The 15,733-nt window shown below is 67.5% G+C and carries 12 protein-coding genes and 2 pseudogenes; 5 read left to right on the plus strand and 9 right to left on the minus strand.

The features are described 5' to 3' along the window. Positions 1 to 113: 113 nt before the first annotated feature. The 7 genes and pseudogenes from GC150_02220 to GC150_02250 form a co-directional block, all read right to left on the minus strand. A pseudogene (locus tag GC150_02220) lies at positions 114 to 1,700 on the minus strand (choline dehydrogenase). A 139-nt stretch (positions 1,701 to 1,839) separates the two neighbouring features. Next, positions 1,840 to 2,679: a 3-keto-5-aminohexanoate cleavage protein gene (locus GC150_02225; protein ID MBI1383716.1), complete on the minus strand. Its 840-nt coding sequence runs from the start codon at positions 2,677 to 2,679 to the stop codon at positions 1,840 to 1,842. Between the two features lie 81 nt (positions 2,680 to 2,760). Continuing rightward, positions 2,761 to 3,453: an ATP-binding cassette domain-containing protein gene (locus tag GC150_02230; protein MBI1383717.1), complete on the minus strand. Its 693-nt coding sequence runs from the start codon at positions 3,451 to 3,453 to the stop codon at positions 2,761 to 2,763. Next, on the minus strand, positions 3,453 to 4,688 hold the full coding sequence (locus tag GC150_02235) for an FtsX-like permease family protein (protein ID MBI1383718.1): 1,236 nt from the start codon (positions 4,686 to 4,688) through the stop codon (positions 3,453 to 3,455). Before GC150_02235 ends, GC150_02230 begins: the two co-directional genes overlap by 1 nt. Then, positions 4,685 to 5,806, minus strand: a complete 1,122-nt coding sequence (locus tag GC150_02240) for an efflux RND transporter periplasmic adaptor subunit (protein MBI1383719.1) — start codon at positions 5,804 to 5,806, stop codon at positions 4,685 to 4,687. The genes GC150_02235 and GC150_02240 overlap by 4 nt, the downstream gene beginning before the upstream one ends. A 185-nt stretch (positions 5,807 to 5,991) precedes the next feature. After that, a complete protein-coding gene (locus GC150_02245; GenBank protein MBI1383720.1) occupies positions 5,992 to 7,035 on the minus strand; it encodes a DUF4261 domain-containing protein in 1,044 nt (347 codons plus the stop codon). Further along, a pseudogene (locus GC150_02250) lies at positions 6,905 to 7,543 on the minus strand (HAD-IA family hydrolase). The gene GC150_02245 and the pseudogene GC150_02250 overlap by 131 nt, the downstream one beginning before the upstream one ends. Before the next feature lie 201 nt (positions 7,544 to 7,744). Here GC150_02250 and GC150_02255 point away from each other — a divergent pair. The 5 genes from GC150_02255 to gph all read left to right on the plus strand — a co-directional run bounded on the left by GC150_02255 (position 7,745) and on the right by gph (position 12,122). Next, the gene (locus GC150_02255; protein MBI1383721.1) at positions 7,745 to 8,806 is read left to right on the plus strand and encodes an EamA family transporter; all 1,062 of its coding nucleotides are present in this window, start codon (positions 7,745 to 7,747) and stop codon (positions 8,804 to 8,806) included. Positions 8,807 to 8,953: 147 nt separating this feature from the next. After that, a complete protein-coding gene (ribB, locus tag GC150_02260; GenBank protein MBI1383722.1) occupies positions 8,954 to 10,054 on the plus strand; it encodes a 3,4-dihydroxy-2-butanone-4-phosphate synthase in 1,101 nt (366 codons plus the stop codon). A 55-nt stretch (positions 10,055 to 10,109) separates the two neighbouring features. Further along, the gene (locus GC150_02265) at positions 10,110 to 10,820 is read left to right on the plus strand and encodes a ribulose-phosphate 3-epimerase (protein MBI1383723.1); all 711 of its coding nucleotides are present in this window, start codon (positions 10,110 to 10,112) and stop codon (positions 10,818 to 10,820) included. A gap of 61 nt (positions 10,821 to 10,881) precedes the next feature. After that, positions 10,882 to 11,439 (plus strand): redoxin domain-containing protein, encoded by a 558-nt coding sequence (locus tag GC150_02270; GenBank protein ID MBI1383724.1) that lies wholly within the window; start codon positions 10,882 to 10,884, stop codon positions 11,437 to 11,439. After that, complete coding sequence (gene gph, locus GC150_02275; protein ID MBI1383725.1) at positions 11,436 to 12,122, plus strand: phosphoglycolate phosphatase; 687 nt, start codon at positions 11,436 to 11,438, stop codon at positions 12,120 to 12,122. The genes GC150_02270 and gph overlap by 4 nt, the downstream gene beginning before the upstream one ends. Here the strand turns inward: gph and GC150_02280 are convergent. Continuing rightward, positions 12,119 to 13,672, minus strand: coding sequence for an exopolyphosphatase (locus GC150_02280; GenBank protein MBI1383726.1), 1,554 nt, complete (start codon positions 13,670 to 13,672; stop codon positions 12,119 to 12,121). The genes gph and GC150_02280 overlap by 4 nt on opposite strands. Beyond that, a partial coding sequence (locus GC150_02285) for an RNA degradosome polyphosphate kinase (protein ID MBI1383727.1) occupies positions 13,669 to 15,733 on the minus strand: 2,065 nt, incomplete at its 5' end. The genes GC150_02280 and GC150_02285, both read right to left, overlap by 4 nt.

Raw genomic sequence — 15,733 nt, forward strand, 5'->3', positions numbered from 1 at the left:
GCGGGGCGGGCTGGCCCCGGTGCCACCAACACCGCGATACCGTCATAGGCCGCGGTGCCGGCGTGGGCAAGGCGGCAGCTTCGTGCGGGGCGAGCGCGCCAAAATGGCGGGCATCACACCCGATCGCGGTCCTCGAGGATCATCGCGGCCCCTTTGGCGCCAACAGCGAGGGTGGGCGCATTGAGATTGCCCGAGGGGACGTTCGGGAATATCGAGGCATCGACGACGCGCAGTCCCTCGAGGCCGTGGACCCTGAGGCGCGGGTCGACCACGCCATCCACCTCGTTCGGGCTCATGCGGCAGGTGCACGAGGGATGAAAAACAGTGCCGCAGCGCGCGCGGATGTCGGCGGCGATCTCCTCGTCCGTCTCGCATGGTCCCTCGGGGCGTACGCGGCGCTCGATGATTTCGGAGAACGTCGGCGTATCGGCGAGGCGGCGCACGAACTTCATGCCGGCCACCATCTCGCTCAGGTCCTCGGGCTCCGCGAACGAATTGGGCTCGATACGCGGCGGCTCGAGGGGGTTGGCGGACCGGATCGAAACCCAACCGCGGCTGCGCGGCCGGCAGGAGGAAATGCCGATGTTGAAGGCGGGGTAGGGGTCGGGATAGAGGAGCGGGCGCGTTCCCGTCTTGGCTTCGATCGTCGTCAGCCCCTGGAAATAGAGCTGCATGTTGGGGCGCGTCATCGACGGGTCGGTGCGGAAAAAGCCGCCCGCGTGGTTGACGCTGAGGCCGAGCGGGCCGCCGCCGGTCAGCAGATAGCGCACCCCGGCGAATATCCTTCCCCACCAGGAACCGAGTTCGCTGTTGAGCGTCGGCACGCGCGAGCGGTAGTAGTAGCTGACGCCGAGATGGTCCTGGAGGTTGGCGCCGACGTTCGGGTTGTCGTGGAGGACCGGAATGCCGAGTTCGGAAAGCAATTCGCCGGGGCCGACGCCGGAGCGCTGCAGCAGCATGGGCGAGCCGATGGCGCCCGCTGCCAGGATGATTTCGCGCCGCGCCTCGATCATGCGGCGCTCGCCGCCGATGAGAACCGTCAGGCGGCGGGCGCGGCGCCCCTCGAAGTGCAGGCGCTCGACGTGCGCTCCGGCAACGAGGCGCACATTTGGGCGCTTCAAGGCCGGGCGCAGGAAAGCGCGGGCCGCCGACATGCGCCGGCTGTCCGGCGAGATCGTCAGTCGGTAGAAGCCGACCCCCTCCTGGCTTTCGCCGTTGAAGTCCGGGTTGAACGGCAGCTGCAGGCTCTCGCCCGCCTCGATCAGGCGGCGGGACACAGGATGGTAGCGGTTCGAGACGTCGGCGATGTGCAGCGGGCCGCCGCTCGCCTTCTCGATACCGAGGAAATGGGGTTCGATGTCGCGCCAGGACCAGCCGGGATTGCCTTCACCGGCCCAGTCGTCGAAGTCGGTGCGGTCGCCCCGGATGTAGACCATGGCGTTGATCGAGGAGGAGCCGCCGAGCACCTTGCCACGCGGCCAGTAGTCGGTGCGTCCACCAAGCCCGGGGTCGGGCTCGGTGCGGTACATCCAGTTGACCTTGGGGTCGTAGAAGACGCGGCCGTAGCCCAGCGGGACCTGGATCCAGAAGCGGCGATCGCTGCCGCCGGCCTCGATGACCATTACGGTGCTGCGGCCGTCCGCCGAGAGCCGGTCGGCGAGCACACAGCCGGCCGAGCCCGCGCCGACGATCACATAATCAGCGTTCACGCGCCATCTCCCCCCGCCTGCCCCGTAGGCCGACGCGCGGACCTTTCCACGCGGTCAAATTACAGTCAACGGGGCCGCCAGGGAGGGGGTTCGCGCTGGTCGCTGCACCTGTGGATGGGAGCGCTCAGGGTCAGGCCGCCGGTCGCAGGCCGAGAATCGCGCGCGCTTCTGCGACGGTGGCCGGACGGCGTGCGTACCGCGGGCAGAGGTCGACGACGCGGCGCACGAGGGCGGCGTTCGAGGGGGCGAGGGTATCCTTGTCGAGGCGCACGTTGTCTTCGAGGCCGGTGCGGCAGTGGCCGCCCGTTTCGAGGGCCCAGTGGTTGAGCGCGATCTGATCGCGGCCGATGCCGGCGGCGGTCCAAGTGGCGTCGGGGGCGAGGCGGGCGATCGTCTCGCGAAAAAAGTCGAAGGCCGGCCGGTCGACCGGCATGGCGTTCTTGACGCCCATCACGAACTGGACGTGGAGAGGGCCATCGAGGCGGCCGTCGCGCTGCATGGCGACCGCCTGGAAGATGTGGCTGAGGTCGAAGCACTCGATCTCGGGCTTGACGCCGTGGGCGCGCATCTCGGACGCCAACCAGTCGACGAGGTCGGGGCTGTTCTCGTAGACGCGCGTCGGGAAGTTGTTGGAGCCGACCGAGAGCGAGCACATGTCCGGGCGGAGCGGGATCATGCCGCCACGCTCGCGCCCTGTGCCGGAGCGCCCGCCGGTCGACAGTTGCACGATCATGCCGGGACAGTAACGCTCGATGCCCTCTTTCAGGCGGGCGAAGCGTTCGGGGTCGGAGGTCGGTGTGCCGTCATCGAGGCGGACGTGGCAGTGGGCGAGGCTCGCGCCTTCCTCGAAGGCTTCGTGGGTCGATTCGATCTGTTCGGCGACGGTGATCGGCACCGCCGGGTTGTCGGCCTTGCGCGGCACGGAACCGGTGATGGCAACGGTGATGACGCAAGGGGTCGGATCGGGCATCGGGGCTTCCTTTGCGGGGCGGGGCGCAATGACGGCACCATGGCAGGACCGGTTCCTACGGGCAACGGTGCAGGCAGGACGTCACGTGACCAGCCGGCCGTCGATGATCTGGACGTGGCGGGTGGCACGGGCGGCGAGGTCCATGTTGTGGGTGACCATGACGATGGCGCGGCCGGCACCGTGCACCAACTCCTCGAAGATGCCGAGGACCTGCTCGCTCGAGGCGGTATCGAGGTTGCCGGTCGGCTCGTCGGCGAGGATGACGTGCGGCTCGTTGGCGAGCGCGCGGGCGATGGCGACGCGCTGGCGCTGACCGCCCGAAAGCTGGCCCGGCAGTTTCAGGCGGTGGTCGGCGAGGCCGAGCGAGGCGAGCAATTCCTCGGCACGCCGGCGCATCGCGGGCTCGGGAAGGCGAGCGAGCGCACGCATCGGCAGCATGACGTTGGCGAGGGCCGAAAACTCCGGCAACAGGAAATGGAACTGGAAGACGAAGCCGAGGAGGGCGAGGCGCAAGCGGGCGCGTTCGGCCTCGCTGAGATCGCTGGTGGTCCGCCCCTCGATCAGCACCTCGCCGTGGGTCGGAGCATCGAGCAGACCAAGGAGATAAAGGAGCGAACTCTTGCCGGAGCCCGACGGTCCCGTGATGGCGACGAACTCGCCGGGTTCGATGGTGAGGTCGATGTCGCGAACGAGCGTCACCGGTATGGCCTCGCCGATGATCTTGGTGACACCGCGCATTTCGATGAGCGGGCCGCCGCCAGCCGATGCCGTCATCACGAGGCCCCCCGGATGATCTCGACCGGGTGGACGCTCGCGGCCTTGCGGGCCGGAAGGTAGCCGGCGATCGCGGATGCCGTGAGGGCGACGAGGGCGGCAATGGCGTAGTGCGTCGCGGTGTAATAGATCGGCAGCGTGGTGGCGTCCATGAACGGGCTCTTGAACTCGATCGAGCCGAGCATGAGGCAGAGCACGTAGCCGAGCGCCCAGCCGAGGACGGTGCCTGCGCCGCCGATCAGGATCGCCTCGATGAGGAAAATGCTGCGCACGGTCGCCTCGGTGAAGCCGAGGGACTTGAGGATGGCGATGTCGCGGGTCTTCTCGTGGGTGATCGTGGGGATGATGTTGAAGGTTCCGAAGGAGGCGACGAGGAGGATCGCGCCGACCACGGTGTACATGATGAAGTTGCGAATCTCGAAGGCCGACAGGAGGTCCTCGTTGGCCTCCTGCCAGGAAACGGATTTATATCCGGTCTGAGCCTCGATGCGGGAAGCGATGGTGCGCGCCTCGAGAACGGCGTCGGCGCGGACGCGGATGGCATTGACGAGGCCGGTCTGGCCGGCGAGGATCTGAGCGGTCTTGATGAGCGTGTAGGCCTGCGTCTCGTCGTTCTGGCTGATGCCCGAATGGTGCAGGGCGACGACCGTGCAGGAGATCACCTGACCGGTTCCCGACGCGAGCGTAATGGTGTTGCCGACGCGCGCGCCGATGCGGGCCGCGAGCTTGTCGCCGAGAATGATCGCGTTCGAGGCCTTGTAGAGTTCATCGAGCGTGCCGTCGACGACCTGATCGGCGAGCTTGGAAACGAAGGGCTCGCGCTTTGGGTCGACGCCGGTGACGTTCGCTGCCGTGTCGCGTCCGGCATAGCGGATCACGGCGCGGGTCTGCGTCGAAGGGGCGACGGCTCCCTCGAGCCAATCCTCGAGCGTGGCGACGATGGCATAGGGGTTCTTGATCCCGGCCCGCGTCACCGGCGAGCGCAGGCCCGAATAGGCGACCGCGTCGAAGGCGTCCTCGGCCGGCTGGCGTGGCGGATTGCGCTGCTCGTCGCTCACCGTGACATGCGGCAGGCTGTCGACGAGCTGGTCGACGAAGTCGCGCTGCGAACCCTCCATCAGAGCCGCCATCATGACCGAGAAGCCGACGCCCATGGCGACGCCGAACATGCCGACCAACGTCTGACGCAGGCGCGAGCGGACATGCGTGAAGGCGATGTCCAGGATGAGGCTCATCGGTTCGCCACCTCCCGCATGCGCACCCGGGTACCGGTGTCGAGATCGTCGCGGCGCGGCACGAGGACGATATCGCCGGGCTCGAGGCCCGAAATGACTTCGCTCACGCGCCCGCCACGCGCGCCGAGCACGACGTCCCGCTGTCGCAGACGTCCATTCTCGACCACCTGCGCCTTGCCGGCGCTCACCGCCTCGGTCGGCACGAGGACGGCGTTCTCGGCCTCGCGCACGACGATGTTGGCCTCGATGCTCATGCCTATGAGCAGGGGCGTGTCGTCCGGCAGTGAAAGAAAGACGCGGAACGTCTTGGTCTCGGGTGTCCCCTTCGGCGTAATGCGATCGACGGCTGCGGTCAGCGGTACGCCTTCGTGGCCCTCGTGACGCAACAGAACGCGCTGACCCGTCTTGACGCGGAAGACATCGTCCTCGTTGACCTCCGCCACGATCTGCAGCGGCTGCGGCTGGCCGATCCACAAGAGGACATCGCCAGCGCCGACGCCGGCGATCTCGCCGACCTCACCGTCCCGTCGGAGCACGACGCCATCCATCGGCGAGCGCAACTGCAGTTCCTCGATGCGGTGCTTCTGGGCGACGATCCTCGCCTCGAACTCTCGGATCTGGGTCAGCTTCTCGTCGAATTCCTTGCGCGAGGTGATGTTGCGTTCAACCAGCCGGCGGAGCCGCTGGACGTCCTCGCGAAGGTAGGCGAGGCGCGCCTCGAGCTCTGTCAGCTGGGCGCGCTCCTCGCCATCGTCGAGGCGGGCGAGAATCTCGCCCTGCTTCACCGTCTTGCCTTCGCAGTCACAGAGTTCGGTGATGCGCCGGCGGGAGGGAGCCGTGACCTTGGCCCAGGTCTTGGGCTCGACGATCCCGGTCGCATAGACGACCTCGGCGGCGCTGCCACGGGCAAGGCGTGCGACGGTGACCTCGACATCGCGGCCGGCCAGCCACCAGAGGGCGAGGATCGCGGCGACCAGGAAGGCGAGGATCGCCGCGAGCGAGAAGGTGGGCGCCTTGCGGGCGGGGGGTGGTGTCGCGGCTGATTTGACCGCGGCCGGCGTTGCCGGTTTCGCCGGGTCGGCCGGTGCGGGGGGCGATTTCGGGTCGAGGGGGGGCATCGTTCACTCGGGCTGGCTCGGGGAATCTCTGTCGCTGGTCGAATGCGGCCGGGCCGCGGTGTCCCCGCGGTCGATCCGGCAACGGGCAACCGGCCGGCGGGCGCGGGGCGAGGCGTCGGACCGAACATGCGCGCCCGCGCGCCGGGGCACAATGCTCCGATCGGCGCGCTGTTCGCGGGCCGGCGTCAGGCGCGTGCCTGCGGCATGAGTTCGATGACGATCGCCCCGTCCCTCACGAAACTCGGTTGGTGGCGCACCAGGACCCGGTCGCCGTCGTGGGCGCCGATGGTGTCGCCGTCGGCGATGACCGCTCCGGCCGTCAGCATGTAACCGGCGAGGTCGTGGATGGTCTCGAAGAGCCAGCGTCCGTCGACAGCGGCGTCGCGAGCCTGGATATCCAGGTGGCCGAGAGCATGCATGCCGACGGTATAGGCGGCAAAGCGTCCCGGCCTGCCCTCCTCCTCGGCAGCCAGATCCGGGCCGATCTGGATGTTGACCCAGAGCATGACCGGCAGGATCCCGTCGCCAAGTCGATCGGCGAGGGCAAGGAGGGTGCCGGCGCTCTGCACCAGACCGGCGTCGCCCCAATAGACGCCGAGGCTGTCGCTCAACTCGACGACGCAGGCCATGAGGCGCGTCAAGGCCACCCTCGTCGCCACCGGTCCGCCCGCATGGCCCGTGATCCCGACGATGGCGTGCGCTCTATGACCGGCCAGCGTCGGGCCGGCGTCACGCCACCACCAGGCCGAACGGACCGCGCTATCGAGGTCGTTGTTCGGGATCGGAGCCGGCATGGCGGCAACGAATCCGAGGGCGCCTTCGAGCAGGAAGGTGAACGTGCCGTCGGTGGCGGAGAGGACCTGTGGGGCGGGACCGCCCCAGCGTTCGCCGTAGCGGCGGGCGAGTGCCACGGGATCGATGTTCAATGGCGTGCTCAACGCGAGCATCGCAATGGCATTGCCTGTCGAGCGGTCGAGCGCATCGGTCGCCTCGCTGTCGCCGAGGGCATGCATGTCGGCATTCGCCACGTTTCCCCCTCCTCGTGCCCACGCGCCCAAACGGTGCTCGGCGGTCCGAGCCCTCGGAACGAGCGCGGGCTCAATCTCCGTCGCCATCCAGATCGAGGACGCCAAGTCGTTCGAGGCGCCGGGCCAGCCCACTCGAATCGGAGAAATGGTGGGTGATGAAGGCGAGATCATGAGCGGCGGCGATATTGTCCGCGTTGTCATCGACGAAAAGGGTGCGTGACGGCTCGAGGGAAAAGCGCTCCACGAGCACTTCGAATATGCGGGGATCGGGCTTGGCGAGGCCTTCCTCGGCCGAGACGACGATGCCATCGAAGCGCGCGAGTTCGGGAAACCTCGCCCGGGTCTAGGCCAGCTTCTCGCTCGAGAAGTTCGTCAGGCCGAAGACCGGGATGGGGCGCGCAACGAGGCGGGCGAGGATGTCGGCGGTGCCGGGGACCGGACCAGGAACCATCTCCTGCCAGCGCGCATGGTAAGCCTCGATAAGCTCGCGGTGCCTGGGAAAGCGCGCGGCCAGTTCCGCCACTGCCTCGCGCCATGGCCGGCCGAGGTCCAGTTCATGATTCCAGGCGGGGGTGCAGACCTCTGCGAGGAAGCACTCCATGGCCGCCTCGTCGCCGGCAAAGAGTTTGCGATAGAGGTGTCGGGAATCCCATTGGATGAGGACGTTCCCGATATCGAGGACGACCGTTTGGATCGGCTGATCCGGCATGGCTGATCCGGGTTCTGGGGTGCGGGCAACGTGGTGGCGCATCGGATACCTTCAGGCAAGTGGTCGCTCGTTTCGCCGAGGTCGGGGAGCGGTTGGCGGCGCCGCTGAAAGGACATCCCACGGGCACGCGGGCATGCGCCGGGCGCGACCCTGCCATGCACTCGAGTGCCAGCGTCGGTCCCCCACGGCTGCTATCCCGAGATGCCACGCAAAGGTGCGACCAGGATGACAGACGTGCCAAATCCGAGCCGCGCCACGGGGGATGCGGCGCTCGATGGAGCGACCGGCGGGGCGGCAATTGCCGAGGCCGGGGACGGAGCGCGGGCGCGTACGATCGAGCAGTCGACGAGCGGCGGGTTGTTCGACAACGCCTATCTCCTGCTCACCTGCACGTCCATCTTCTGGGCCAGCAACTTCGTGCTCGGTCGCGCGGTGGCGGGCCATGTGCCGCCCGTCGCGCTCGGCTTTCTGAGGTGGGCGGTCGCGGCGCTCATCCTGTTGCCTTTCGCGTTGCCTCGGCTCAGGGCGGAGTGGCCGACCATCAAGGCGTCATGGCGCTTGCTGGTGGCGCTCGCGCTCCTCGGTCCCGGCTTTTTCAATACGATCGCCTATGTCGGGCTCAACTACACGACAGCGCTCAACGGGCTCGTGCTGCAGTCGGCGGGACCCGTGATGATCGCGCTCACGGGCTTCTTGATCTTCGGCGATCGCATCGCGCGTTCGGCGGGCATCGGCATCGCCATTTCGCTGGTCGGCGTGCTCGTGGTCGTCGGGCGGGGTGATCTCGCGTTCCTCGCTCAGCTCAGACCGAACCTCGGCGATGCGCTGATCCTCATCGGGTTCCAGGCCTGGGCGGTCTATACCGTGCTCCTGCGCAAACGGCCGGACCTCAACTGGCTGACGTTCTCGTTTGTCCTCGCGGTGGTGGCCGCGATGGTCAACCTGCCGTTCACGATCCGCGAGCATCTCGCGGGACAGCAACTGGTGTTCGATGGGCCGACCGTGGCGGCGGCCCTGTTCGTTGCGATTTTTCCGAGCATCCTCTCGTATAGATTCTACAATCGCGGCGTGCAGTTGATCGGGTCAAATCGGGCGGGGGTCTTCCTCCATCTCGTGCCGATGTTCGGCTCGCTGCTCGCGATCGCGCTGCTCGGCGAGCGACTCGAGGGCTTCCATGTGGCGGGTTTCGCGCTGATCCTCGGCGGCGTCTCGCTCGCGGCACGCCAGCCACGCATCGCAGCCGCCACCAAGCCCCGCCGATAGGGATGACCTCGCGACAACCCTGAGCCTTGCGTCCGGGCGCGGCCTCGCCCAAGAAGGACACCGCTGAGCGGCCGCCGGCGGTGCGGCCGGGCGAGCCGACCCCTTCGGGCGCGTCAGACCCCCCATTCAGAGGTTTCCAGAAGTCAGATGTCCCTCGAACTCGACAGCATCGAAAAGGCGATCGCCGAAATCGCAGCCGGCCGGCCCGTGGTTGTGGTCGACGACGACGACCGGGAGAACGAGGGCGATCTGGTCATGGCGGCCTCGCTGGCGACGCCCGAGTGGGTCGGCTTCATCATCCGGCACACCGGTGGCGTGCTTTGCGTGCCGCTGACGGTCGCCGATGCGCGCCGGCTGCAGCTGCAACCGATGGTCGCCCACAACGACGCGCCGCTTGCGACGGCGTTCACAGTCTCGGTCGACTATCGAGTGGGCCTCACCACCGGGATATCCGCCGAGGAACGCAGCAACACGGTGCGCGCGCTCGCCAACGGCAACGTCGGGGCGGCGGACTTCGTGCGGCCGGGGCACATCTTTCCGCTGATCGCGCGCGAGGGCGGCGTGCTGATCCGGACAGGGCATACGGAAGCCTCGGTCGATCTCGCGCGGCTCGCGGGGCTGGCGCCGGTCGCGCTCATCTCCGAACTCGTCAACGATGACGGCTCGGTGCAGAAGGGCGAGCAGATCCAGGCCTTCGCGCGGGCGCACAAGCTCGCCCTCGTCTCGATCGCGGACCTCATCGCCTATCGTCAGCGCAGCGAGCGGTTGGTCTCTCGCCTCTCGATGAGCGAGGTTCGCACGGCTGCGGGAACGGCCCAGGCGGTGGTTTATGAAACCCCATTCGATACCGCGCAGCACCTGGCGCTCGTTTATGGCGACATCGGCGACGGGGAGGCGGTGTTGACGCGCCTGCAACGCGAAAGCACCGTCGAGGATGTGTTCAATGCGCGTGGTGGTGCCCTCGAGGCGTCGCTAAAGCAGATCGCGCGTGAAGGGCGGGGTGTCGTCGTCTATCTGAGGCAAGGGGCGGTCGGCGTGGCAGAGGCCGGAAAACTCTGGGGCCGCGAAGGCCACCAGAGCGAGCGCAGCCGCCAGGAGCAGTGGCGCGAGGTCGGGCTCGGGGCGCAGATCCTGCGGGACCTCGGGATCCGGTCGATCCGCGTGCTCGGCACGCGCGAGCGCACGTACATCGGTCTTTCGGGCTTCGACGTCGAGGTCTTGGGAACGGAAATCATCCACCCGGAATAGTGGCGCGAGCAGGGGCCGCGGGACTGCGGGGACATCGCGGTATCGGGAGAAGAAAATGGGTTTCGAGCGCAAAATCAGGATCGCACCCAGCATCCTCTCGGCGGATTTCGCCGACTTCGGGCGCGAGTGCGAGGCGATCGAGGCGCAGGGCGCGGACTGGGTCCACGTCGACGTCATGGACGGCCATTTCGTCCCCAACATCACGTTCGGGCCGCAGACCTGCGCGGCCATCCGTCCGCACATCGCGGGCACCATGGACGTGCACCTCATGGTGGCGCCGGTCGACCCATACCTCGAAGCGTTCGCCAAGGCCGGGGCGGATATTCTGACCGTTCACGTCGAGGCCGGGCCGCATCTCGACCGCACGCTGCAGGCGATCCGCGCACTCGGGAAAAGGGCGGGCGTGGCGCTCAATCCGGCGACACCAGCCGCGCAAATCGAATGCGTGCTCGATCGCATCGACCTCGTTTGCGTGATGACCGTCAATCCCGGCTTCGGCGGCCAGTCGTTCATCCGTTCGCAGATCGACAAGGTGGCGCGCTTGCGAAAGATGATCGGCGATCGACCCATCCACATCGAGGTCGATGGCGGGGTGACGGAGGAGACCGCGCCGCTGGTCGCGGCCGCTGGAGCCGATGTGCTCGTTGCCGGTTCGGCGGTGTTCAAGGGTGGCTCGGTCGCCAAGCCGGAGGTTTACGGGCGCAACATCCGTTCGATTCGGGCGGCGGCGGAGGCGGCACGGGCGGGTGCGCGGCCGGCGGCCTGAGCGCCGGGACGTCGGCGGCAAGGGAGTTAAATGAAGGCCTGGGCGACGAAGGAGCGGTGACATGGCGGTGACGGCGGAGGAAGGTGTGCTCGGGAGCGATGCGCCGCTTTTCGTCCTTCCCGGCGTCGACGGCGGCCGGCATGCGCTCGCCGATCTCGCGGGCGAACGCGGGACCGTGGTGGCGTTCATCTGCAACCATTGTCCCTATGTGGTCGCGGTGATCGATCGGCTGGTGCGCGATGCGCGCGATCTCGCCCCGCTCGGCGTTGCAACGATCGCGATCTGCTCCAACGATGCGCGGGCCTATCCGGACGATTCCTTCGAGAACATGAAGACCTTTGCGGAACGCCACGGCTTCACGTTCCCCTACCTGCATGACGAGAACCAAGACGTCGCGCGGGCCTTCGGGGCGGTGTGCACGCCGGACCTCTTTGGCTATGACGGCGGGCTGAAACTGAGGTATCGCGGGAGGATCGATGCGAGCCGGCGCGAGCCGGGGTCGGCGGATCTGCGCCGAGATCTCTTCGAGGCGATGCGCGAAGTCGCCAAGAGCGGGCGCGGTCCGGCGGAGCAGTTTTCCTCCATGGGCTGTTCGATCAAGTGGCGGGACGGTCATTGAGCGCCGTCGTGTTCGATCTCGACGGGACCCTCGTCGACAGTGCTCCGGCAATCCGGGCGGTCGCCAACGAGCTGCTGGCGCGGATCGCGCCCGGCATTGCGCCGCTCAGCCTCGCCGAGACACGGGCATTGATCGGGAACGGGGCGTCGGCGTTTCTGCATGGAGCGCTCGAGACGCGTGCGATCAACGATCCGGGCGCCTTTGCGAGCCGGCTCGCGCTCTTTCTCGAAATCTACGAGGCCGCGCCCGGTGACGCCAATGTCGCCTATCGCGGGGCGGTCGCGGCCATCGCCGAACTCCGGCGCGCCGGCCACAGGATCGGGCTCTGCACGAACAAGCCAACCGGTCCGACGATCTCGGTGCTCGAGGCGCTCGGCCTCGGCGAGGCGTTCGCCGCGGTGGTGGCCGGCGACACGCTCGCCGAACGCAAGCCCCATCCCGCCCCGCTCATCGAGACGGTGCGCCGGCTAGGCGGAGGTCCCGCGCTCTATGTTGGTGACAGTGAGGTCGATGCCGAAACGGCGGCGGCGGCGGGCATCGATTTCGTTCTCCACACCGAGGGATACCGCAAGGCCCCGGTGGACCGCCTCGTGCATGCCGCTCGCTTTTCCGACTTCCAGGAGCTAGCGGTGATCGTCGACAGGCTCGCGGGCGGGCGCGGCGGCCCGTCAGCGTCGACCTAGCCCTCGAGCACCATCACCGCGTCGAGCCCGAGTTCCTTGGCCAGCACGCCGAGGCGACGACGCAGACGTTCGCCATCCAGGTTGACGACCGGGCGGCTCAGCGTGAGGCGCAGCTTTCCGTCGACGACGGCGAGGCGCGCATGGCCGATCACGCCGGGACGACCGATCGCGATCATGTGCCCCGTGCGGAGCGCGGCGCCCAGAACGCGGGCCCGTTTCAAAAGGTCCGGGGCAACGAACTGCCTGAGGCGGGAGACCAGGGTGTCGTTCACGAGGCCTTCGTGCCGGTAGTAGATGGCGAGGGCCATGAAGGCCCGGCCGGTGTGGTCGACGCCGGAGAACGCGCCGTTCTCGACCAAGTTGACGCTCTGCTCGCCGCGATATTCCGGGTGAACGCGCCAGCCGATGTCCGAGAGGAGGCAGGCGGCATGGCGCACGCGCCGCTGCTCGGCGGTTTCGGAGGCAAAGGCCGTGGCGAACAGATCGTCGGTCCAGGTCGGCAGTTCTCGCGCGTGGACACCCGAGCGGGCGCGAAGGTCCGCCAGGTCTTCGCACGCGGCGAGCAAGGGATCGCGCCCGCGCTCGGTCTGCGACTTGAGCTCGTGCAGCACCCCTTCGCGCACGCCATAGGATGAAATGAGCACGACGCGCGGCTTGCCCGTACGGACCAACCGCTCCAGCACCACCGCTCCGAACGGAGCAAGCTCGCGCCGGCCACCCGACATCGCTTCGATGCCCGTTGCGCTGGATGGGGGGACGTTCTGCAACTCACGACAAAAGCGGACCAATTCGTCGGGCGTGATGGCGTAGTGATCGAGGATGCGCAATGGATAGCGGGTTACCGCCATGTGCGCGCGAGCGATGGCGCGCCAACTGCCACCGACCGCATAGATGGCTCGCCCACGCGCCGCGCCGGCCAGCCAAGGCACGTCACGCATCGCATCGCCGGTGATCTGGCGCGCCCGCTTCATGTCGCCGCCGCTCGCCAGCTTCAGTCGGAGGCCGCCGATCGGCAGTGTCACGAAACGGCGCGAGCGTTCGACGTCGGTGTCGATCAGTTCGAGACTGCCGCCGCCGAGATCGCCGACGATGCCGTTGCAGTTCGGAAAGCCAGCCGAGACTCCGAGCGCGGCAAGCTCGGCTTCGCGCTGTCCTGTCAGGAGTTCGACCGGGCCAAGGAGCACCTGCTCCATCGCGGCGAGCGCGGCGACGCCATCCTCGGCCTCGCGGACGGCGGCGGTCGCAATCGCACGGACTCCGGTGATCTCCATCAAATCGATGATCGCCCGAAATCGCCGCAGTGTCGTCAGCGTGAGGTCGAGGCTCGGACCTTCGAGACGCCCCGTGCCGGCGACGGCACTGCCGAGCGCACATTGGATCTTTTCATTGAAAAGGAGGGCGGGCGCCCTGGTCAGGCCCTCGTAGACAACGAGCCGGACCGAGTTCGACCCGATGTCGATGACGGCGAACGGCTTGTTGCCCGCCCCATGTGGTGCGTTCCGGTTCAACTGCTCGCGCGGTCCGCCGACCTCTTGGGGGTCCGAAGTCATCCCACCTCGTTCACCACGGGCGCCGGCGCGATGCTGATCGTCGGCGGCATGTTGCTCGTCAGCGAGCCACCCCGACCCGAAAGACTGGGATTGCGCATGAAGTACTCATGGGCGTTGAACGGGGCGCTGTCACTCGCCACGAGGCGTTGCCACAGTCCGTGGCGGTCGCATACCCAGCTTTGCTGGTTGTCCAGAAGATTGGCGAGCATGATCTGTTCGAGGACCTGCGCATGGACCGTCGAGTTGGTGATCGGGGCGAGCACCTCGACGCGGCGCTCGAGGTTGCGCGGCATCATGTCGGCCGAGCTGATGAAGACGTGGGAGGTCGCGGACGGCAAAGGCGCGCCGTTGGCGAAGCAGTAAATCCGCGCGTGTTCGAGGAAGCGGCCGACGATGCTCTTGACGCGGATGTTCTCGGACAGCCCCGGAACCCCGGGCCTCAGGCAACAGATGCCGCGGCAGACGAGTTGGACCGGCACGCCGGCGCGGCTCGCACAATAGAGCGCGTCGATGATGTCGGTGTCGACCAGGGCGTTCATTTTCATCCAGATACCGGACGGCTTGCCAGCCTTGGCATTGCCGATCTCGGCCGCGATGAGTTCGAGGAGGCGGCGCTTGATGCCGTGCGGGGAGACTGCGAGCAGGCGCAGGTCGCCGATGTCGCACGCGGATGTTATGTAGTTGAAAACGTTCGTCACATCACGACCGATGGTGCGGTCGGCGGTGAAGAACGAAAGGTCGGTGTAGATGCGGGCCGTGACGGGATGATAATTGCCGGTCCCGATGTGGCAGTAGGTGGCGAGGCGGCCGCCCTCGTTGCGCACGACCTGGCCGAGCTTGGCATGCGTCTTCTTGTCGATGAAACCGAAGATGACGTGGGCACCGGCGTTTTCGAGGTCGCGCGCCCATCTGAGGTTGGCCGCCTCGTCGAAACGGGCCTTGACCTCGACGATGGCGGTGACGGACTTGCCGCTGTTGGCGGCCTCCTTCAGAGCCTCGACGATCGGCGATTCCTTACTGGTTCGATAGAGCGTCCAACGGATGGTGCCGACATCGGGATCGGCCACCGCCTGGCGCAGGAACTGGAGCACGACGTCGAACGATTCGTAGGGGTGGTGGACGACGATGTCCTTGGCGCGGATCGCGGCAAAGCAGTCGCCGCCGAACTCCCTGATCCGTTCCGGAAAGCGGATGTTGAAGGGCGGAAAGAGGAGCGCCGGGCGCTCCTTGATGATCATCTGCTGGGTGTCCGCCAACCCGAGCAGGCCGTGCTGGAACACCGTCTCGTCATCGGAGACCTCGAGTTCGCGGACGATGAAGTCCTTGAGCTTGGGAGGCATCGCAGCGTCGATCTCGAGGCGGATCACCGAGCCGCGTCGGCGGCGCTTCAGGGCCGTCTCGAAGAAGCGCACGAGATCCTCGGCTTCGTCTTCGATCTCGATGTCGCTGTCGCGCAGGACCCGGAAGGCGCCCACGCGCTTGGCGCGATAGCCGATGAAGAGGCGAGGGACGAACAATTCGATCATGCGCTCGGCGCGCAAGAAGCGGGCGACCGGCTCACCGGCGGCGGCCACGCGGCGGCCACGCGAGCGGCGCGCGCCACTCGATTGCGGAAGCCGGATGAAGCGGTCGATGCGACCGGCCGGAAGCGGCAGAACGGCATGCTTGACCTTGCTCGGCTCGCCGATGCGCTCGAGCGCGAAGCCGACCGCCATGCCGCCCGACGGGATGAACGGGAACTGGTTGGCGATGTCGACCGAGATGGGCGTCAGCAGCTCGAAATAGCTCTCTTCGAACTGTGCCTCGAGCCACGCGCGCTCCTCGTCGGTGAGATCGGCCGGCTCCACGAGTTCGATGCCCTGGGCCGTCAGTTCCTCGCTGAGCTTGCCCCAGGTGTCCTGCTGGGTCTTGGAGAGGCGCTCGACGTCGGCGGCGATGCGGGTGAGCTGCTGGGCCGGGGTCAGGCCGTCCTTGCTCGGCTGCTCCACCTGGGCCGCGAGCTGACCTTTGAGGCCGGCGACGCGCACCATGTAGAACTCGTCGAGGTTCGAGGCTGAAATC

The organism is Hyphomicrobiales bacterium, from assembly GCA_016125495.1.
GTDB lineage: Bacteria > Pseudomonadota > Alphaproteobacteria > Rhizobiales > RI-29 > RI-29.